Origin of the sequence: Chryseobacterium vietnamense (assembly GCF_031454475.1) — a bacterium.
Classification (GTDB): Bacteria; Bacteroidota; Bacteroidia; order Flavobacteriales; family Weeksellaceae; genus Chryseobacterium; species Chryseobacterium vietnamense.
This window is the reverse complement of record NZ_JAVDQX010000001.1, coordinates 813432-833051: the sequence shown is the minus strand read 5'-3', so window position 1 is coordinate 833051 and position 19620 is coordinate 813432. Positions and strand designations below refer to the sequence as shown.

Here is a 19620-nt window from a genome sequence, read left to right as displayed (position 1 = left end):
AAAAAATTTAAATTTGCAACTATGCAAAAAATCCTTATAGTAGAAGACGAAAAAGCAATCTCGGGGGTACTTCACAGTATTCTTTCGGATGAACTAACCGATTATGAATTTGTTATTGCCGAAGACGGCCTTGAAGGTTACAAACAGGTAGAAAAAGAAGATTTCGCATTGGTGATTTCTGATATCAAAATGCCTAAGCTTTCAGGAACAGAGCTTTTGAAACAAAGTCTTGCATTAAAACCAGAAACTACTTTTATCATGATCTCAGGACACGCAGATATTGATTCCGCTGTTTCCTGTTTGAAAGAGGGCGCATATGATTTTATCTCCAAGCCAATTGATATCAACAGATTGATTACAAGTGTGAAAAATGCATTGGTGAAAGAAACCCTGAAGAAAGAAAACAAAAATCTCCAGACTGAAAATAAAACCTTAAAGAGAAAAGTAAGTAAAAAATACCAGATGATTGGTACCTCTCCTGCTCTTCAAAAGATTCAGGATATGATTGAAAAGGTAGCTGCTTCCGACGCCAGAGTTCTGATTACAGGGCCGAACGGTGCAGGAAAAGAGCTGGTAGCTCATGCTATCCATAATCAGAGTGACCGTGCAAGAGGTCCTATGATAGAGGTAAACTGTGCTGCTATTCCGTCTGAACTTATTGAGTCTGAACTTTTCGGACACGTAAAAGGATCTTTTACAGGTGCTATTAAAGATAAGCAGGGAAAATTTGAGCAGGCCAATGGTGGTACTATCTTCCTTGATGAGATTGGAGATATGAGCCTTATTGCTCAGGCTAAAGTATTGAGGGCACTACAGGAAAGTAAAGTTTCTCCTGTGGGAAGTGATAAAGAAATTAAAGTTGATGTGAGAGTAATTGCAGCAACCAATAAAAACATGCAGAAAGAAATTGAGGAAGGAAAATTCAGAGAAGACCTTTATCACAGACTTTCTGTTATTGAAATCTATGTTCCGCCGTTGGATGAAAGAAAAGAAGATATCAAATTATTGGTTGAGCACTTTTCAGGAATGATTGCTGATGAGCATGGTACTTCTACGAAAAAGTTTGATGATAAAGCTATTGATGCTTTAAAAGCACTTTCATGGACTGGAAATATCAGAGAATTAAGGAATGTTGTCGAGAGGTTGATTATTCTTGGTGGAAACACAGTTTCTGAAGGTGACGTTGCAAGTTTTGTAAGGAAATAATAGCTTATTATTTACTATATTATAAAAATTTGCAGTGTTACCACTGCAAATTTTTTTTTTGACCCAATTTGAATTATAAACTATATGAATCTTAAAATATTATGAACTTTTTAAACAAAAATTATACAAAAGAATGCCTGACTTTGGCTCTGCCTGTGATGCTTACCCAGGTGGGGCAGGTTTCGGTAAACTTATTCGATAATATTATTGTCGGAAAACTATTGGGTGCTGATGCGTTGGCATCCGTTTCATTAGGGAATGCGGTGTTTTTCTCCATATTTGTATTAGCACTGGGCTTTTCATTTGCCATCCCGCCATTGGTTTCGGAAGCACATTCAAGAGAGGATCATGCGACAATTAACTCTGTTTTCAGCCATGGGTTTATCATCAACATGTCTGTTGGGGTAATTCTGATGGTCATTCTCCTTTTGGGGATGCCGCTACTCTATCACTCCGGGCAGCCGGCCAAGATTATTCCTGATACGGTAGGTTTCTTAAGTATCATGGTAGTCAGCATGATCCCATTTATGGCATTTCAGACCCTTCGTGAAGTTTCTGAAGGTTTGTCCTATACCATTGGAGTTACCAAAGCAACTATTATTGCCAATATCATCAATATTGCCTTAAACTACGTCTTTATCAAAGGGCTTTGGGGAATTCCTGCGATGGGAGTACAGGGCTCTGCTTTGGCAACGTTGATTTCCAGAATTTTCATGGTGGTTTTCCTTTATTTTGTCTTGGTGAAAGAAGAAAAAACAAGACGTTATATCAAAGATTTCTCTTTAAAAATCAAGGATTTCTCCAAGCAAATGTTTGATAAAATGGTGAAACTGGGATTGCCTACAGCTTTACAGATGTTCTTTGAAGTAACCGCTTTTGCAGGAGCTGCATTTATCTGCGGATTGATTTCTGCACATGATATTGCATCCCACCAGATCGCCTTAAGTATGGCTTCTTTCACCTTTAACTTATGTGTTGGGTTTAGTGTTGCTTCTACGGTAATGATCGGTAGAAAAGTGGGTGAACAGAATTTTGTGGAACTTAGAAAGGTAGGAATCAACAATCTGAAAATCGCCTTTATTTTCATGTGCATCTGTGGATTGGTATTTATTTTAGGAAGAAATATACTCCCTACTTTCTTCACGAAAAAAGAAGAAGTGGAAGTGATTATGCTGGCGTCAAAACTCATGATTATTGCAGCACTGTTCCAGCTTTCTGACGGAATTCAAGTAACCGCATTAGGAATGCTGAGAGGATTACAGGATGTGAAAATTCCATCAATTTACACCTTCATTGCCTATTGGGTCATTACGATTCCTTTAGGATATTTCTTCTGTGTTACTTTGGAGATGGGTGCATTCGGAATGTGGATCGCACTTGGACTGGGATTAACGGTCTCCGCTGTTTTCCTGGTGAAACGATTCCTGAATATGTCTGCGAAAAGAATTAAGCAGAATTCATAAAAAAATAAAAATCATAAATATTAACGCAGAGCTCAACAACTCTGCGTTTTTTATTTAACTTTAGTTATGAAAATATAAGTCAACTATGGATTTAACTAAAGAAGACCTTCGAAACGATGCTCTGAATTATGATTTTAGCTTCGGAAGATTAGAAACTATTGTAAAGGGGCTCAAGGAAGCTATACACTATTTAAGGGGTAGTGAACTTAGTATCGACTGGTGGGGAACTATGGATGAAAAATATGAACATGAATCCATATATAATCTTGCAATTCTTTCTTTTGAACATTATTTAAAAGCAGTAATAACAGACTATAAACTAGTTAATGAAGAAGATAGCACACAACTTTACTATTCCGATCCAGATATTTCCTTAATTTTTGTTCTGGCAAAATACATAAAAAATGATCTGGAATCACCCCAAAAAGCTTTAAGTTATTATAATTTAAATATTCATGATTACCCCGTGTACAATGGTATTATTGCCCTAGACCCTAAAAAAGACTTAGATGAAATTTTAAATCAAATAAAAAAATGGAGAAATAAAATTATTACTATGTATTATGAGGAATAAAAAAAGCTGTTTCAGTATTTGAGACAGCCTTTTTTATATTCATTAATTTACAACAGAACTATGCATATTTTCTAAACACAAATTAAATTCACAAATAGATACAAGATGATTTCTGCTCAATTTAATCTATTCTCTTTCCTAAAATTTTCAGACTTCTCTCTACACCATCCAAGATAGCTACATTAGGAAGACTTCCCCAATCTTCAAATCCAAAGTGTCTGAACAGTTTTAAACTTGGCTCATTATGAAGGAAAATAAGTGCTACAAGGTTTTTTACTCCAAACTTTCCAGCGTTATCAATGCAATACTGAAGAATAGTTTTTCCATACCCTTTTCCTCTGGAGGTTTCGTCCAGATAAATGCTCACTTCTACCGTACCATTATAGGCTGCTCTTTCATGGAATGAACTGAAACTTACCCAGCCAATGGTTTGCTCCTGGTCATCTTCAACTACCCAAAGAGGTCTTGTCTGAGGATTGTGTTCTTCAAACCACTTCAGTTTGCTTTCTACAGAAACTTCTTCCATATCTGCAGTGACCATTCTTGAAGCAATGGTTGAGTTATATATGGCTACGATTTTATTTAAATCAGCCAACTCAGCATTTCTGAACTTTAATTTTTCCATGAATATTGGATTCAACTTATTCTCACGCAAAAATACTAATTTTAAAAAACACCCCCCTAAAAACATGTTTAATTTATTATATTTTTATATTTAAAGCAACACACCCCTAAAAACACTATTATTTTTTTTAGAACACGCAAAGACGGAATAAAATTGAAATCTGGAATATTTTTAAGACGCAAGGATTTTATCTCCGATAAAATTGAATTCTAATGATTTTCTTGCTCGCAGATTATACAAACTTTACAGATTGTTATGGAAAAATCTGCGCAATCTCCTCAATCTGCGAGAAAACTACCCGTGATTTCATTGGCATATTTAACAAAATTATTTCAAATCTTTTAAAATTCTATTTAGACTTCTCACCGCAATTCCTAGATACGCTGCCATATCCTCTTTGGAAATCTGAATATTCTGTTTAGACTGCATTTGCAGCAATTGTTTTAAAGTATGTTCTACTGTATAGAGTTGTTGATAGGATGCCCTGCTGGATGTATTAATAATCCGTTCTGCAAAAGATTCTAAAAGAAGATTGTTCAGTACAAGATCATTTTTAATCAAAGATTTAAAAGAAGGAATCTTTACAGCGTATACTATAACTTCCGTGAGCGCTTCAATACTGCATAAACAATTTATATTTTTGATAAGCTCCACCTCTCCTATTACTTCCCCACTTCCCAGAAATTCTACAATGTATTCTTTTCCGTTCTCTTCAACAAAATAACATTTGACAATACCTTCTTTAATCAGCATAACATGAGAAAGCTGATGATCCTGTATTAATAATTTATCCCCTGCAGAAAAAGCTTTTAGTGTGATATCATCACCATCATTCTGCTTTTCATACAGCTCATCGAGATAGTTTAAAAATGTATGATTTGTTCTTAACATATTTCACCCGGGACAAATGTCCTTTTCTTATTGAGTTTTTATATTGAATTTTGTGGACAGAAAATTACAAAACAAAAATGAATAATCATATTACTACGATTGCCTTTGATGCAGATGACACGCTTTGGATCAACGAACCTTATTTTCAGGAAGCAGAAAAAGAATTCTGTGTGCTCCTTGAAGATTATCTTCCACAACATTCGGTGTCACAGGAATTGTTTACAACAGAAATGCAGAATCTCCATCTGTACGGCTATGGAGTAAAAGGATTTATGCTGTGTATGATTGAAACCATCAGTAGAGTATCTAATAATACCGCTTCATTGGAATTAGTCAACAAAACCATTCAACTGGGTCAGGAGCTTCTTCAGAAACCTATTGAACTGCTGGCTGGAGTCATGGAAACTCTTGAGAGTTTAAAGGGAAAATACAGGCTGGTTGTTGCCACAAAAGGGGATCTTCTCGATCAGGAACGTAAACTGAAAAATTCGGGATTACAGGATTATTTTCATCACATTGAGATTATGAGTGATAAAAAAGAACATGAGTACAAAAAGCTTTTGAAACATCTGGACTGCCAACCTGAAAATTTTCTGATGCTTGGAAATTCTATCAAATCTGATGTATTACCTGTATTGGAAATTGGGGGATTTGCAGCTCATATTCCTTATCACGTAACCTGGAGTCATGAGCAGCATGATGTAAACCTGGAGCATCAGAATTTTATGGAACTTAAAAGTGTTGATGAAATCTTAAAGCATCTTTAATAATGTAAACCAAAGGTTTATTAAGCTGATAAGATTATGAAGAAGAGCTTCGCTTTAAGTATTTGTATCTTAAGCTTTTAATAAACATCTTTACTTCCTTATTATATTTTTAAATCAAAAAAAAGAGACTGTTTCCTATAAACAGTCTCTTTCTTTATTTATTTCTTCAGGCACTTTTCAAGGAACTGATCCTGTTCCCATAAAACGTGTAAGATATTTTCTTTCGCCTGGTAACTGTGGGCTTCTTTTGGAAGAAGAACCATTTTCACCGGAGCACCCAGGTTTTTCAGTGCCTGGAAGTATCTTTCAGTCTGCAATGTAAATGTTCCCGGGTTGTTATCTGCATCCCCATGAATCAGAAGAAGTGGTGTTTTCATTTTGTCTGCATGCATGAACGGAGACATTGTGTTGTAGATTTCCGGAACATCCCAATAGTTTCTCTGCTCACTCTGGAATCCGAATGGTGTCAATGTTCTGTTATAAGCTCCACTTCTTGCAATTCCACAGGCAAAAAGGTTAGAATGCGTCAGAAGGTTTGCCGTCATAAATGCACCGTAAGAATGCCCTCCTACAGCCACTTTCTTCCTGTCAATATATCCTAAATGATCTACCGCATCAATGGCAGCAGCTGCATTGGCTACCAACTGAGGGATAAAGGTATCATTAGGTTCTGTTTTTCCTTCCCCAACAATTGGGAAAGCTGCATTATCTAAAACAGCATATCCTTTTGCCGTCCAGTACACAAAAGATCCATACGTAGGGAACGTAAAATCATTATCATTTTGAGTACTCTGTCCTGCAGTATCCTTATCTTTATACTCTCTTGGATAAGCCCAGATTAATAAAGGTAATTTTTCTTTCTTTGCCTTTCTATCATAATTTGCAGGTAAATAAAGGGTTCCCGTTAGGGTAACACCATCATTTCTCTTATAAGTAATCACTTCTTTATAAACGTCTTTGATACTTTCAAAAGGGTTTGCAAAGTTGGTTACTGCTTCTGCTTTATTGGATTTAATATTCTTTTTAAAATAATTCGGATACTGGCTTGGCGACTGCTGCGTTGTCAGGATTTCTCCTCTTGAAGGGTTTAAAATATCTACAATCCCTTCTTTAGCATTTTTCAGATCAGAGGTATAAAGTCTTTTCTTTTTCAAAGATTTAATATCCATTTCGTCGATAAATGGATGCTGTCCATCTTTGGTAAATCCATCACCAATAAGGTAGGCTTTTCCACCCTTCATATCGACTACAGATTTTCCGTATTGATTTTTCGTTGTATTAAAATGTCCGGGATCACTGTAAACATCCTGGTAATTTCTGTCATCGAAAACTTTAGATTCTCCGTTGTTAAGATCCAACAGGTAAGATTTTGTATTTCTTGTATCATACCAGCCTTCAGAAACAATAGCATAATGATCATTAGTCCACACCACGTCCTTATATCTCTGCTTTGTTTTGAAGAAAGATTTCGGAGCCGCTGTAAACGGAGCTTCCCAGATAAATATCTCGTCTCTGTACTCTGCTGTTTTAGACTGATCTCCTCCATCCAAAGCTTCCGCATAAGTAAGGGTAGCCGGAGCATCGCTTCTCCATGCCATTTCTCTTTTTCCGGTTCTTACAGAGGAGAAACCTTTTGGCATGATTTCATTCAAAGGAACATCATTTACCGTTTTCACAGTATTTCCATTCATATCATACACCATCGTTGTAGATGGAAATCTGCTGAGTGGTACAATATAGGAGAATGGCTTTTTAATAATTGTGGCCAACAGGTACTTTCCGTCCGGAGATAAACTTAAGCCGGCATACATATCCTGGTCTTTCAGTTTCTTAAGATTTCCTGTAAGATTTACATTATAAATTTCAGAAGCAGTAAGGGTCTCAAAGTTTTTTTCATCCTGAGGATTCTTCAAAAGGTCCTGATAAGTTCTGTTCTGGGAAACCTTACCATCTGCTGTTGAAACAATCGGGCCTGTCGGAAGGTCTTCGTCTGCATTTATAAGAGCTGCTCTGTTTTGTGGAAGAGTTCTGATCAGGAAGCTTTGAGAATCGTTATTCCATAGATACGGCATTCCTAAATTGGCATTGAGATTATCAGCTGTAATTTTTTGGGCTGAAGCTGTTTCCATATCCACTACCCAGAGTTCTACCCCTTTAGCGGTTGTATTGGTAAAGGCCAGTTTCTTTTCATCCGGTGAAAACGAAATGTAGGCAATTTTTGAATGGGAAGGTAAATTTTTTACCTGAATTTCATTTTTATCATGGAGCTTTCTGATCTTCAGATTATTGGAGTAGATCATGCTGCTTGAAATATTAGTGACCGGATTGATTCTAAGTCCACCAAGCTTCATTTCATTCTGACTGAGGTCTTCCAATGTTTTATATGTAGGGCGATACGTAAACACTACCCAGTCTTTTTTGCTGTTCATCAGAACACTTGGAGGTCTTTCATAATCTGCAAGTTTTAAAATCTCCGCAGAAGGTTTCTGATAGTTAATATTTTCCTGTGCATCATAAAAATTGAGAAATGCCAATAGGCAAATAGTCAGTTTTATCTTCATTATAAATTCATTTTCTACGAATGTAGTGAATTTTAAAAGAATTTTAACACTTAAAATAAGACTCCTTTTAGTGTCATATTTGTTTTTTTATTACATTAGTCTTACAAATTAAAATAATATGAAAAATTTAAAAAAATTATCAAAAGGACATTTAAAAATGATTAACGGAGGAAGCGCTCCATTATGTGATTCAGGCTTTATGGCTTGCAGAGTAAGGGACGAAAACGGAGCCCTGATCTGGGAATGCTTGCCTAACTGCAATTATTAACAACGAAAAAGGCACTTCATTTCCTGAAGTGCCTTTTCTATTTTATATTCTTATAAGATTACCAGTCTGAAGCTCTTTTTCTTCTTTCAATCATATGATCTACTGACACTTTTCCTGCGCCTATCACCATAAGTAAAAGATAAACGGAAAGATAGACAAGTGCCATTTCTCTTTTTTCGAATGGATCTGCTCCATGCACTACAAAACCTGCAATAATCATGGTAAAGATTAAAAATCCAAGAGCAACTCTTGTAAAAAGCCCTAATATAAGAAGTATTGAACATACAAATTCAGCAAAAACCGTAAGGATCAATGATACTTGCGGACCCAATCCCATAAAATCAAAAAACTCAATTTTACCACCTGCCAATAGCATCTGAAGCTTTGGAAAACCATGAGAAAGCATAGCAAAACCAACAAACACTCTTACGGCCAGTAAAATAATATCTTTAAGTATGGAGCCGAAATTTGAATTATTATAGTTCATGTACTAATAAATTTATACTAAGGTAATAAAAAATCTGTTAATACAACGGGATTACAGGCTATTTTAGTCTATCTGTAACCGAAATTCTTAAGATCTCTGTCGTTCTTTCTCCAGTCTTTTTTCACTTTTACAAAAAGGTTTAAGTGAATTTTTTTGGTGAAGAACTTCTCAAGGTCTAATCTGGCTTCAGTTCCAACTTTTTTAATCGCTTCTCCTTTGTGCCCGATAATAATTCCTTTTTGAGTATCTCTTTCTACATAAATAATAGAGTCTATAAAGATAATTCCTTCTTTCTCTTTGAACTGTTCTGTCACTACTTCTACAGAATATGGAATTTCTTTATCATAGTTCAAAAGAATTTTCTCACGAATTGCTTCATTAACAAAGAATCTTTCAGGTTTATCCGTGTACTGGTCTTTATCATAGTACGGCGGATTCTCAGGCAGTAAAGATTTTATTTTAGGTAAAATAACCTCTGTATTAAAGGCGTTCAATGCAGAAATAGGCAAAATTTCCGCCTTTGGAATTCTGTTGTGCCAATCTTCCACCAATTTTTCAAGGCCTGCCTGATCCGTCTGATCTACTTTATTGAGAAGAAGAAGTACGGGTACAGGGATTTTATTCAGTTTATCTATTAAAAATTCTGATGGTTCTGCTTTATCGGTAACATCTACAATAAACAGGAAAACGTCAGCATCCTGTAAAGAATCCTTTACAAAATCCATCATTTTTTCCTGTAGTCCGTATTTTGGATCCAATACTCCCGGAGTATCAGAAAATACAATCTGAAGATCATCTTCATTATAAATACCAAAAATTCTGTGGCGGGTTGTCTGAGCTTTCTGCGTTACAATCGCCAACTTCTCTCCCATCAATTGGTTGAGTAAGGTCGATTTTCCCGCATTGGGCTTTCCAACTATATTTACAAATCCAGCTTTGTGCATAAAAATAATATTACGAACTGCAAAGTTAGTAAAACAAAACTGGTCTTTACAGTTAATCTTAATTTTTAAAGAAAAAAGAGAGTTATATTGTGAAATATAGGATTGTAAAAGTAAACTATCTCCATCAAAAATTCTTTGAATTTTCGCTACCCTCCTGTGGTGGGGAATTTTACTCTTTCCTTTGTAATATTGATACTAAAAAAATTGGATTCGGAATAATTTGATCCGATTTATCCCAAGATTTCTGATAAAAATTACAGGATAATTTTGTATTGCATTACTTAAAACTAATATTTTTGAATATTAGAATTCATCTTTATGAATATAGACCAGATTCTTGATAAGGTTTACCTTCTTCCTGAGGCATCAAAAAACAGTTTAAAAGAACATATTACGGAGATTTCCTATCCTAAAGGCTTCTGTCTGATGGAAGCCGACAAAGTGATTCCTTATCTGTATTTTATCCGAAAAGGAATTGCAAGAGCCTATTCTTCAACGGCTGATAATGATATTACTTTCTGGTTCGGAAGTGAGGGACAATGTATTCTCTCGATGAAAAGTTATGTGGAAGACAAACCCGGCTATGAAAGCATTGAATTACTGGAAGACTGTGATCTGTACAGAATGGAAACAGAAAATCTAAAAAAACTGTTCAATGAAGATATCCATATTGCCAACTGGGGACGAAAGCTGGCAGAAGCAGAAATGATAAAATCTGAAGAACTGATTATTTCCAGACAGTTCAAAACTTCTCTTGAACGTTATAAAGATATTATGGCTTATCAACCTGAGCTGCTAAAAAGGGTTCAGCTGGGGTATATTGCGTCGTATCTTGGGATTACGCAGGTAAGTTTAAGTAGAATAAGAGCTGAGATAAAGTAAATTTTCAGTTTAAAAATTGAGGAATTGAAAGATTAAAAAATCTTATGTTTTGGCTAAAGCCAAAGGAATGATTGTTTATATTGAAAGCGGACTAAAGTCCACTCCTATTGATATGAAGGCAGCCTTCTATTCAAATCCTCCATCTTCCAGCTCCCAGCTTCCTTCCTTTAAAACTATTCTCAATTTCATTTTTTAACAATTGTAAAATTTTTTCTCCTGTCAAATTCTGAACTTTGCAGTAGAAAAATTTAAAAAAATGAATTGGTTACTATTAGTTATTGCGGGATTATTTGAAGTTGCCTTCGCATCATGTCTGGGAAAGGCAAAAGAAACGTCAGGGACTGAGATGTACCTGTGGTATGCCGGTTTCCTGATAACCATGACTATCAGTATGGTTTTATTAATTAAAGCGACCCAAACCTTACCTATTGGTACTGCTTATGCCGTTTGGACGGGAATTGGAGCGGTAGGAACTGCTTTAATGGGAATTATCTTCTTTAAAGATCCTGTAAGCTTTTGGAGAGTTTTCTTTATTGTAACACTTATTGGTTCTGTAGTAGGCCTGAAAGCCGTGTCTTCATCACACTAAGAGACATAAACTTCTATCTATATTTAAAAATGAAACCGTCTTCGTAATGAAGGCGGTTTTTTGTTCTCAATTTTGCGCTTTATTATCCTGATCAACTGACCGGTAGGAATGAATTCTTTTTATATCTTTACCGGAAACTTTTAACTTATGAAGAAATTACTATTCCTTTTAGCAGGTAGTTTACTGACTGCCCAGCAAACTTCTGAACTGCTTTCCAATAATTGGTATATTTCCAAGATGGTGACCAGCAGCGGCCAGACAACCAACACGCCTTTAATAGATAATGGAGTTCCTGCTACGACCTTTAATTCTGCGGGAGGAACAAGCTATGTCATTAACTCCAGATATTATAACACTTCTATGATGAGTTTCGGGGTTGTACCGGGAGGTAATAATCTCATCAAAACAGCAAGCTCTTGTACTCTTTTATTTTATAATGGAGGAAATGCAGGACCTGTTCGTGCCTACGATCAGAAAAACTGTGATGCGTATGTTTTAGGTGCTTACGGATCTATATACAGTTATCAGATCACAACCAACGGTAATGTTAAAACGCTTATGATCACGGATCCTTCAGGAAATAAGATATATTATAACAACAGTGCACAGCTAAGTACTAAAGAAACTGAAACAGCGACAAAAACTTTTAAAGCGTATCCAAATCCTGTAAAAGAGGTTTTGCATCTTGAAAATATTGAGAGAAAACTTCCGCTTAAGATCTATGATCTATCAGGGAAACTGGTATTTGAAACCACAACAAATGACATTAAAATATCAATTGATACAAGTCGTTTGCAAAAAGGGCAATATATTTTAGTTTTGGAAAATTATAAAGCATATCCTTTTACAAAAGAGTAATAGGGAAATAAAAAAACCGTCTTCAATAATTGAAAACGGTTTTTTATTTTATTTTTTATAAACTACAGGCAAGATTTCATTGTGTCTTAACCCGAATTTTTTTATTTCTTCTTCAGAGAATGTCTGTGAATAGAAATTGGACTCTACTTCGAAACCTGCTTTTTTTAGACGGTCGAAATAATCCATTCCATACCAACGAACGTGATCATATTGTCCGAAATGTTTCTGACGTTCTTTGGGATCTTTAATCGTGAAATCTTCGTAGGTTTTCTCCAATGAATTTTTCATCGGAACCTGAAGAATCCCCCATCCGCCGGGCTTCATTACTCTGTACAGCTCGCTCATAGCTTTTGCATCATCTTCAATATGTTCCAGAACGTGGTTACAGAAAATGATATCAAAACTGTCATTTTCGAACGGTAAATCCAGAATATCAGCCTTTACATCTACAATAGGAGAATACAGGTCTGCCGAGATATAGTTCAGGTTGCTCATTCTCTTGAATTTCCTTAAAAATTCCTGTTCGGGAGCAATATGCAGAACTTTATAATTCTTAATGAAAAAATCAGTTTCGTTCTGAAGATACAGCCACATCTGACGGTGTCTTTCCAAACTTAACGTTCCCGGAGAAAGTGCATTTTCTCTTTGTTTTCCGTATCCGTACGGAAGAAATTTTCTGTAAGATCTTCCATCAATAGGGTCAAAGAACTGATCTCCTTTGAAAAACTGATAAATAAGCGGTCTTGCCCAGATGCTCATTTTAATAAGCATAGGGCGTGGAATTTTATTCAGTAAAAGCTTGGTTACCTTTTTCATTAAAAATCCAGTTGGAACTGCTTTTCTTCATCACTTACGATCCCTAAAGCTTCGTATACATAATCAAATGTTGAAAGCAATACCGGCTTACCATTGATTACTGCTACATCATGTTCGAAGTGAGCAGAAGGCATATTGTCTAAAGTAGTTACTGTCCAGCCATCGTTATGAAACTTCACTTTTTCAGTTCCCATATTAACCATCGGCTCGATAGCAATTGCCAAACCGTCTTTAATAACTTTTCCGCTCCCCTGTCTTCCATAATTCGGAACCTGTGGATCTTCGTGCATTTTTCTACCTAATCCATGGCCTACAAGTTCTCTTACCACTCCATACCCTTCTTTTTCACAATGTGCCTGGATAGCATGGGAGATATCTCCTATCCTTTTTCCTCTGACAACCTGCTCAATTCCTTTGTATAAAGATTCTTTGGTAACCTGCAGTAATTTTTTAACCTCAGGCTTCACTTCCCCGATTTCAAAAGTATAGGCATGATCTCCTACAAAACCGTTCAGAATAACTCCACAGTCTACAGAAAGAACATCTCCTTCTTTCACTATATCATTGTTTGGGAAACCATGAACTACCTGCTCATTCGGAGAGATACAAAGGGAATTTGGAAATCCTCCGTATCCTAAGAATGCGGGTTCGGCACCATGATCTTTAATAAAATCATGAGCCAGTTTATCTAAATATAAGGTAGTAATTCCCGGTTTAATTTCTTTTGCCAACATTCCCAATGTTTTAGAAACCAGTCGGGCGCTCTCCTTCATCAGACGTAATTCGTCTATCGTTTTTAATTGAATCATTGTTGTATAGATATTAGATATCAGATGTTAGAAGCTAGATTACAGCGTGATGTGTATTTCTATATTATAACAATCTATAAACTTTCTCTGATCAAAAAACAGAAGCTTTGATTTGACATTAAAAACTAATTTCTAATATCCGGCTTCCCGTTCTATCCTACCAGAAAAGTCCTTTTTTCTTTTCTTTTTTAAGTTTTGAATAGGCAAGAACTTCTTTTCCTTCTACACGGAATTCTATTCTTTCCTGAATAATATTGTAGATCTCACCCCATCCTGGAAATCCTCCTAAATTCCTGTCGTCAATAAACCAGTCTGCATCTAATTTTCTGGACTGATTTTCGGGGTCAAAAACTTCTCCTTCAAAGCTTGAGTTCACGGAATAAAATTCTATTCCGTTTTTTTTACAGAATTCTACAGCTTCATCTAATGTTTTTCCGTGTCTGTATGTCCAAAGTATCAATCTGAAACCTTCAGATTGAAGTCTTTTTAAAGTTTCGAATGCAAAAGTTTTCGGTTTTCCAATGGCCGGGTAAGCATCATCAACAATAGTCCCGTCAAAGTCAACAGCAATCTTTTTATTATTTAACATTTTGTTTTTTTTTAGCTTTGCAAAGATAAGAAATAAAAAGAGTGCCCAAAAGAAAGGCACTCAATACTTTTATATTTTAAGATCTTATTAGCTTTTTACCCAGCTAAACTGGAACTGAAGATCAGGAGTAGACACTCTGTCTGTAATCTTCTGTAGTCTTGCAGGAAGCTTCATCAGGTATTCCTGTGCTTTTTCTGCTTTCTCTGTAAGTCCTTTTACGTGCTCAATTTTCCATTCATCTAAAAGGTCTTTCATGATATTGATATAATCCTGACCTGTGTAGACCATGCATCTTTGCGCAGCATCTGAGAAATGTCCCCAAAGTTCACCGGCTTTCTGTCCGGACTGTCTCATTAAGTGAGCAGGCATTACAATTTTCTTACGCATCATATCTTCGAATGCAAGAATCATTTCTGAAGGATCTACCTCAAGGATTTTTGCTACGAAATGTTTGTATGCTTTAGCGTGTCTTGCTTCATCTGCAGCAATTACACCACACATTTTTGCCAGTTTTCCGTTTCCTGATTGTTTAGCCAATGTACCAACTCTTCTGTGAGAGATATTGGTAGCGGTTTCCTGGAAGCTTGTGTAAATAAAGTTTCTGTATGGATCCATGCTGGTTCCTAAATCGAAGCCATCATTAATCAGGTATTGAGTGGTAATTTCCACTTCTCTCATGTTTACTCTTCCGCACAGATAAAGATATTTGTTTAACAAATCTCCGTGTCTGTTTTCTTCAGCAGTCCATGCTCTTACCCAATTGGCCCAGCCTAATTTTTCTTCCTGATTGATGCCATCAACTCCCATTAACCAAGACTCATAGGAAGGAAGAGCTTCTTCTGTGATACAGTCCCCAATCAATGTTACAAAAAGATCGTAAGGCATTTCACGGGCAAAAGTCTGGATTTCTTCCAGGTCGTGTTTAAATTCTTCGCTTGAAGGATCTGGTAAATAATCGGAAGGCTGCCATATTTTTTCAATTGGCGTTAAAAATTTATCAAGAAAAGAACCTACTTCCTTTTCCAATAATCCCATTACTTCTTTCCTAACAAGCTTTTGATACATTTTACTATTCAGTTTTAATTTACAAAGATATAATTTATTTATTATTTAGCGCATAATAAAGTATGCAAGTCATACTTTATCTGACATAAATCATAAAAAAAATGCCGCTGCTAAAGCATAACGGCATTTTTTTAACAATATTGTTGAATTTTAACTAACTAAAACTTCTCCGGTCATTGCTTCTGGTATTTCAACACCCATTACATCAAGGATAGTAGGCGCTACATCACCCAGTTTTCCTGGCTTCAGATTCCATGTACGGTCTTTATCCATTACGATAAAAGGAACCAGGTTTGTAGAGTGCTGAGTATTTGGAGTTCCGTCCGGATTGATCATTACATCTGAGTTTCCGTGATCGGCAAGGATGAAAACAGCATATCCGTTTTCATAAGCAGCTGTTGCTACTTTTTCAATACACTGGTCTACAACCTCAGCGGCTTTTACAGCAGCTTCAAAAACGCCTGTGTGGCCCACCATATCTGTATTGGCGAAATTCAGACAAACAAAGTCAGCCGTTCCCTGCTCCAGCTCCGGTACGATTGCATTGGTGATATCATATGCTGACATTTCCGGCTTCAGATCGTAAGTAGGAACATCTTTCGGGCTTGGACAAAGCAGTCTTCTTTCTCCTCTAAACTCTTCTTCTCTTCCTCCTGAAAAGAAGAAAGTAACGTGTGGATATTTCTCTGTTTCTGCAATTCTTATCTGGGATTTTCCGTTTTTTTCAAGAATTTCACCCATAGTTTCTGTCAGAACATTTTCATCAAAAACTACCTGTACATTCTGGAATGTTTTATCATAATTCGTTAATGTAATATAATACAGGTTCAGTTTTTTCATTCCAAATTCCGGGAAATCCTTTTGGGAAAGAACTTCGGTGATTTCTCTTCCTCTGTCTGTACGGAAATTAAAACAGATTACCACATCATCTTCAATGATTCTTGCTACCGGCACTACATTTCCTGTAGCGGTTGTTTTCATCAAAATGATTGGTTTCAGGAATTCATCGGTAACATTATTATCATAATACATCTTAATGGTTGCCAGAGCATCCGTTGTCTGTTCTCCTATTCCTTCTACAAGGGCACCGTACGCTAATTTTACACGTTCCCATCTTTTATCTCTGTCCATGGCATAATATCTTCCCACCACTGTTGCCAGCTTTCCGGTAGTTGCTTCCATATGCTTCTGAAGTTCATCGATAAAGCCTAATCCTGAGTGCGGATCACAGTCTCTACCATCAGTAAATGCGTGCACAAATACATTCTCATTCAATCCGAATTGTTTTGCGGCAGTTAATAATCCTTTCAGGTGATTGATATGTGAGTGCACCCCTCCATTGGAAACCAGTCCGATAAAGTGTACTTTTTTATTTTCTTTTTTTGCGTATTCAAAGGCATCCTGAATCACTTTCTCCTGACCCAATGTTCCATTTTCAACAGCCATGTTCAGCTTTACCAGGTTTTGGTATACTACTCTCCCGGCTCCCAGGTTCATGTGTCCTACTTCAGAATTTCCCATCTGGCCTGCTGGTAAACCTACAGCCAACCCACTTGCTTCAAGCGTAGTATGGGGAAATTTTTGGTAACAGCTGTCTATGAATGGTGTATTTGCTTTATCTATAGCAGAAACGTTAGGGTTTGTTCCCAATCCCCATCCGTCAAGAATGGCCAGTATTGCTTTTTTCGACATTTTGTAAAACTTTTGTTAGACAAATTTACCTAATTTCCTATGAATAGAAGAATTTGAGGTCTTGAATTTTATGGACTGCTGATGATTAGTCAATTACTTTTGAAATTTTAACCGTGTCAAGGTTTAAAACCTTGACACGGTTCGGGTAATGATGATCTATTAAATTGCCAGTATTATTCTTTAAAAAAATCTTCAAAACTGCTATTATTTTGCTTCACATATTCTCTGATATACCGATCCAGAAAACCACTGTCTTTCAGAAACAGAAGAGGATTCTGGATATTTAAAATATTATAGATAGCCTTATGCTTGTCTGATTGTTTCAAGAAATAAGCCTCAGAAATTTTATATCCCATCCAATACCCAAGATCATTAGGACGATCATCTTTTTTACTGGTTCCATAAAGCCAATCTGTAGGATCATTCTTCTTAAGGACAGTTACAAATTCTTTGTACAATTTATCAGCATTGGCTTCTCCATATTTATAAAACGGACTGTTATTGGTTTCTCCTGATACCAGCTCACTGAGAAAATCAGCACTCCCTTCACTTAATGTGTATTTTAAAAGGTTATCAGTTCCTTTGATATCCTGTTGAAAGTGAATCGTCTCATGTGAAACAAGTCCTGCAATGCCATCCAGATTCTGAAGAGTTTCAGTGCCGATCATAATTCCGTCTTTAGAAAATGTTCCTCCAGTATTAAATCTTCCATATACAAAATATATAGGTGGAAATTTTGCTTGCGGATACCAGTATTTTAATGCACTGTAAACAGCTCTGATCCTTCTTCCTTTTTGATTGATCCCTGCCAGAACATGACGGCTTTTCAGATAGTCCTCTTTTCTCTTTTTGACCATGGTATACAATGAATCAGCATTAATGATCCTGTATTCCATAAAACCTTTTACGCCTTGAGATCCGTTGTTGATATAATCTGTAAAAGGGTTTTCTTTTGAGGCACCCATTTTATCAAATGCTTTCCAGAACCGGTCTGTATCTTTAGTTTCAAAAACTGCACTCAGTGGATCGGTGGAGAAATTTGTCTGTGCTTTTGCAATTCCGGAAGCTAAAAGAAGACATGTAAAAATATATCTGGTTTTCATATTAGTTTTTTAAGATATCTTATCAAACGGTTAAAAATATAAAAACTTATACAGAATCGAAATAAACACTGTTAAAGTTTTGAACCTTGACAAGGTTAGAAAAATTGAAATTTCGTTGATTATTTCCCTTCATTAATCCGTAAATCTTTTTAATTTTGCGTTATGGATTTACGAGATCAATTGAAGAATCTTTTTCCTGATCATGAAGAGCAGGATTTCGAGATGCCTGAAGAACAATTCAAGCAGAAAGAGCCTTTGGTGTGCAAATTTGAGAAAAAAGGAAGAAACGGCAAGCCTGTAACGATTGTTGAAGGCTGGGAAGGCAGTGAGGAAGACCTGAAAAAAATCTCAAAGAAAATAAAAACCACCTTAGGTATAGGCGGCTCTGAGAAGGATGGAACGATTATCATCCAGGGGGACAACCGTGATAAAATAATGAATATCCTTAAAGAAATGGGATATAAAACCAAACGTGTAGGCGGATAGTTCTAGAAATAGATCTGAGTTTCCGGCAGTAAGGTTTTTAAGTTTTCAATGGCAGATTTTTCTATAGGATTTCCTGTAAGAATCAATGTTTTCAGATTTTTAAGCTGCTTGATTTCTACAGGGATATCTTTCAGATTATTATTGGCCAGATTCATGCTGACGATATTTTTCAGCCCTTTTACTTTGGGTGACAGTTCTGTAATATTATTTCCGCTTACATTCAGAAATTCAAGATTTCTTGCTTTAAAAAGATTTTCAGGAAGCCTGATGATGGCATTCTGCTGCAGTTCAAGGTATTTTAAATTTTCAGGAAAAGACAAATTTCCAAGGTCATTGATCTGGTTGTCTGAAAGATTGAGAAATTTGAGGTTTTTGATGCGGTGCAACCTGTCTGCTATAAAGCTGATCTGGTTTCCCTGAAGATTTATTTCTTCCAGAGCCGGAATTTCCATAAGGGCCTCGGGAAAAGTATTCAGATTGTTGGCATCAAAATGGACAACTTTGAGGTTCTGAAGCTTTGCAAGGTTAGGATTAATGCTTGTCAGGCTATTCAGATTCATTGAAAAAGTGGTCAGTTTCTTCAGATTACTTACTTCATCGGGAATATATTTAATACTATTTTCATTCACATTTAATATTTCCAGTTCTTTTAAGGCAAAGAGTTCATGATCCATTTTCTCAAGCTTATTCGCCATGATATTCAGAAAGAATAATGAATCCAGTTTCACGATCTGAGGAGGAAGATTAAACAGTCCCTTTTGCCTGAAGCTCATACTGTACACTGCTTTTTTACTGCTTAGTGCCTCTTCAATATTGGTAAACGTCGGATACTTCACCGGATCAATCTGTGCTTTGATTTGTGAAAGCGATAGTATGGAAATAAGTAAGAAAAGCTTTTTCATATACATAAAAAGGTCTGCCAGCAACAGAAGTCACTGACAGACA

The 19620-nt window shown here is 36.1% G+C and carries 22 protein-coding genes; 10 read left to right on the top strand and 12 right to left on the bottom strand.

Translation table 11 applies throughout. The features are described from left to right. Window positions 1-21 precede the first annotated feature (21 nt). The 3 genes from J2786_RS03705 (at window position 22) to J2786_RS03695 (ending at window position 3243) form a co-directional block, all read left to right on the top strand. A complete protein-coding gene (locus J2786_RS03705; protein WP_047431258.1) occupies window positions 22-1206 on the top strand; it encodes a sigma-54-dependent transcriptional regulator in 1185 nt (394 codons plus the stop codon). Window positions 1207-1307: 101 nt separating this feature from the next. After that, window positions 1308-2669: an MATE family efflux transporter gene (locus tag J2786_RS03700; RefSeq protein ID WP_047431260.1), complete on the top strand. Its 1362-nt coding sequence runs from the start codon at window positions 1308-1310 to the stop codon at window positions 2667-2669. A gap of 85 nt (window positions 2670-2754) precedes the next feature. Beyond that, window positions 2755-3243 carry a hypothetical protein gene (locus J2786_RS03695; protein WP_047431263.1) on the top strand — a complete coding sequence of 163 codons (489 nt, stop codon included), beginning with the start codon at window positions 2755-2757 and terminating at the stop codon, window positions 3241-3243. 121 nt (window positions 3244-3364) lie between these two features. Here the strand turns inward: J2786_RS03695 and J2786_RS03690 are convergent, their stop codons facing one another. After that, a complete protein-coding gene (locus J2786_RS03690) occupies window positions 3365-3868 on the bottom strand; it encodes a GNAT family N-acetyltransferase (RefSeq protein ID WP_047431266.1) in 504 nt (167 codons plus the stop codon). A gap of 327 nt (window positions 3869-4195) precedes the next feature. Further along, window positions 4196-4759, bottom strand: coding sequence for a Crp/Fnr family transcriptional regulator (locus tag J2786_RS03685; protein ID WP_047431269.1), 564 nt, complete (start codon window positions 4757-4759; stop codon window positions 4196-4198). Between the two features lie 77 nt (window positions 4760-4836). On the opposite strand from J2786_RS03685, the gene J2786_RS03680 reads away from it, so the two are divergent. Next, a complete protein-coding gene (locus J2786_RS03680; RefSeq protein WP_047431272.1) occupies window positions 4837-5526 on the top strand; it encodes an HAD family hydrolase in 690 nt (229 codons plus the stop codon). Between the two features lie 158 nt (window positions 5527-5684). Here J2786_RS03680 and J2786_RS03675 read toward each other — a convergent pair whose 3' ends face one another. Continuing rightward, window positions 5685-8087, bottom strand: a complete 2403-nt coding sequence (locus tag J2786_RS03675) for an alpha/beta hydrolase family protein (RefSeq protein ID WP_082001964.1) — start codon at window positions 8085-8087, stop codon at window positions 5685-5687. A gap of 118 nt (window positions 8088-8205) precedes the next feature. Between J2786_RS03675 and J2786_RS23080 the strand changes: the two genes are divergently transcribed. Further along, window positions 8206-8355: a bacteriocin-like protein gene (locus tag J2786_RS23080; RefSeq protein ID WP_310019254.1), complete on the top strand. Its 150-nt coding sequence runs from the start codon at window positions 8206-8208 to the stop codon at window positions 8353-8355. 58 nt (window positions 8356-8413) lie between these two features. Here J2786_RS23080 and J2786_RS03670 read toward each other — a convergent pair whose 3' ends face one another. Continuing rightward, complete coding sequence (locus tag J2786_RS03670) at window positions 8414-8842, bottom strand: DoxX family protein (RefSeq protein ID WP_047431274.1); 429 nt, start codon at window positions 8840-8842, stop codon at window positions 8414-8416. Between the two features lie 68 nt (window positions 8843-8910). Further along, window positions 8911-9786 (bottom strand): GTPase Era, encoded by an 876-nt coding sequence (era, locus tag J2786_RS03665; protein ID WP_047384549.1) that lies wholly within the window; start codon window positions 9784-9786, stop codon window positions 8911-8913. Window positions 9787-10104: 318 nt separating this feature from the next. Between era and J2786_RS03660 the strand changes: the two genes are divergently transcribed. The 4 genes from J2786_RS03660 (at window position 10105) to J2786_RS03645 (ending at window position 12115) form a co-directional block, all read left to right on the top strand. Then, window positions 10105-10668 carry a Crp/Fnr family transcriptional regulator gene (locus J2786_RS03660; protein WP_047431278.1) on the top strand — a complete coding sequence of 188 codons (564 nt, stop codon included), beginning with the start codon at window positions 10105-10107 and terminating at the stop codon, window positions 10666-10668. A gap of 49 nt (window positions 10669-10717) precedes the next feature. Then, complete coding sequence (locus J2786_RS03655; protein WP_156121428.1) at window positions 10718-10864, top strand: hypothetical protein; 147 nt, start codon at window positions 10718-10720, stop codon at window positions 10862-10864. Window positions 10865-10924: 60 nt separating this feature from the next. After that, window positions 10925-11257, top strand: coding sequence for a DMT family transporter (locus tag J2786_RS03650; protein WP_047431281.1), 333 nt, complete (start codon window positions 10925-10927; stop codon window positions 11255-11257). 147 nt (window positions 11258-11404) lie between these two features. Further along, window positions 11405-12115: a T9SS type A sorting domain-containing protein gene (locus J2786_RS03645; protein ID WP_047431284.1), complete on the top strand. Its 711-nt coding sequence runs from the start codon at window positions 11405-11407 to the stop codon at window positions 12113-12115. Between the two features lie 48 nt (window positions 12116-12163). Here the strand turns inward: J2786_RS03645 and J2786_RS03640 are convergent, their stop codons facing one another. The 6 genes from J2786_RS03640 to J2786_RS03615 form a co-directional block, all read right to left on the bottom strand. Then, window positions 12164-12931 (bottom strand): class I SAM-dependent methyltransferase, encoded by a 768-nt coding sequence (locus J2786_RS03640; protein WP_047431287.1) that lies wholly within the window; start codon window positions 12929-12931, stop codon window positions 12164-12166. Continuing rightward, the gene (gene map / locus J2786_RS03635; protein ID WP_047431289.1) at window positions 12931-13740 is read right to left on the bottom strand and encodes a type I methionyl aminopeptidase; all 810 of its coding nucleotides are present in this window, start codon (window positions 13738-13740) and stop codon (window positions 12931-12933) included. The genes J2786_RS03640 and map overlap by 1 nt, the downstream gene beginning before the upstream one ends. Before the next feature lie 157 nt (window positions 13741-13897). After that, window positions 13898-14329 carry a BT0820 family HAD-type phosphatase gene (locus J2786_RS03630; protein ID WP_034696738.1) on the bottom strand — a complete coding sequence of 144 codons (432 nt, stop codon included), beginning with the start codon at window positions 14327-14329 and terminating at the stop codon, window positions 13898-13900. 87 nt (window positions 14330-14416) lie between these two features. After that, window positions 14417-15394 carry an acyl-ACP desaturase gene (locus J2786_RS03625; RefSeq protein ID WP_047431293.1) on the bottom strand — a complete coding sequence of 326 codons (978 nt, stop codon included), beginning with the start codon at window positions 15392-15394 and terminating at the stop codon, window positions 14417-14419. 150 nt (window positions 15395-15544) lie between these two features. Beyond that, window positions 15545-17086: a 2,3-bisphosphoglycerate-independent phosphoglycerate mutase gene (gpmI, locus tag J2786_RS03620; protein WP_047431295.1), complete on the bottom strand. Its 1542-nt coding sequence runs from the start codon at window positions 17084-17086 to the stop codon at window positions 15545-15547. Window positions 17087-17259: 173 nt separating this feature from the next. Then, complete coding sequence (locus J2786_RS03615; RefSeq protein WP_047431297.1) at window positions 17260-18189, bottom strand: DUF2268 domain-containing putative Zn-dependent protease; 930 nt, start codon at window positions 18187-18189, stop codon at window positions 17260-17262. 162 nt (window positions 18190-18351) lie between these two features. Here J2786_RS03615 and J2786_RS03610 point away from each other — a divergent pair, with 162 nt between their 5' ends. Then, window positions 18352-18675: a translation initiation factor gene (locus J2786_RS03610; RefSeq protein WP_034696743.1), complete on the top strand. Its 324-nt coding sequence runs from the start codon at window positions 18352-18354 to the stop codon at window positions 18673-18675. Window positions 18676-18677: 2 nt separating this feature from the next. On the opposite strand, the gene J2786_RS03605 is transcribed toward J2786_RS03610, so the two are convergent. Beyond that, window positions 18678-19577: a leucine-rich repeat domain-containing protein gene (locus tag J2786_RS03605; RefSeq protein ID WP_047433303.1), complete on the bottom strand. Its 900-nt coding sequence runs from the start codon at window positions 19575-19577 to the stop codon at window positions 18678-18680. Window positions 19578-19620: the final 43 nt, after the last annotated feature.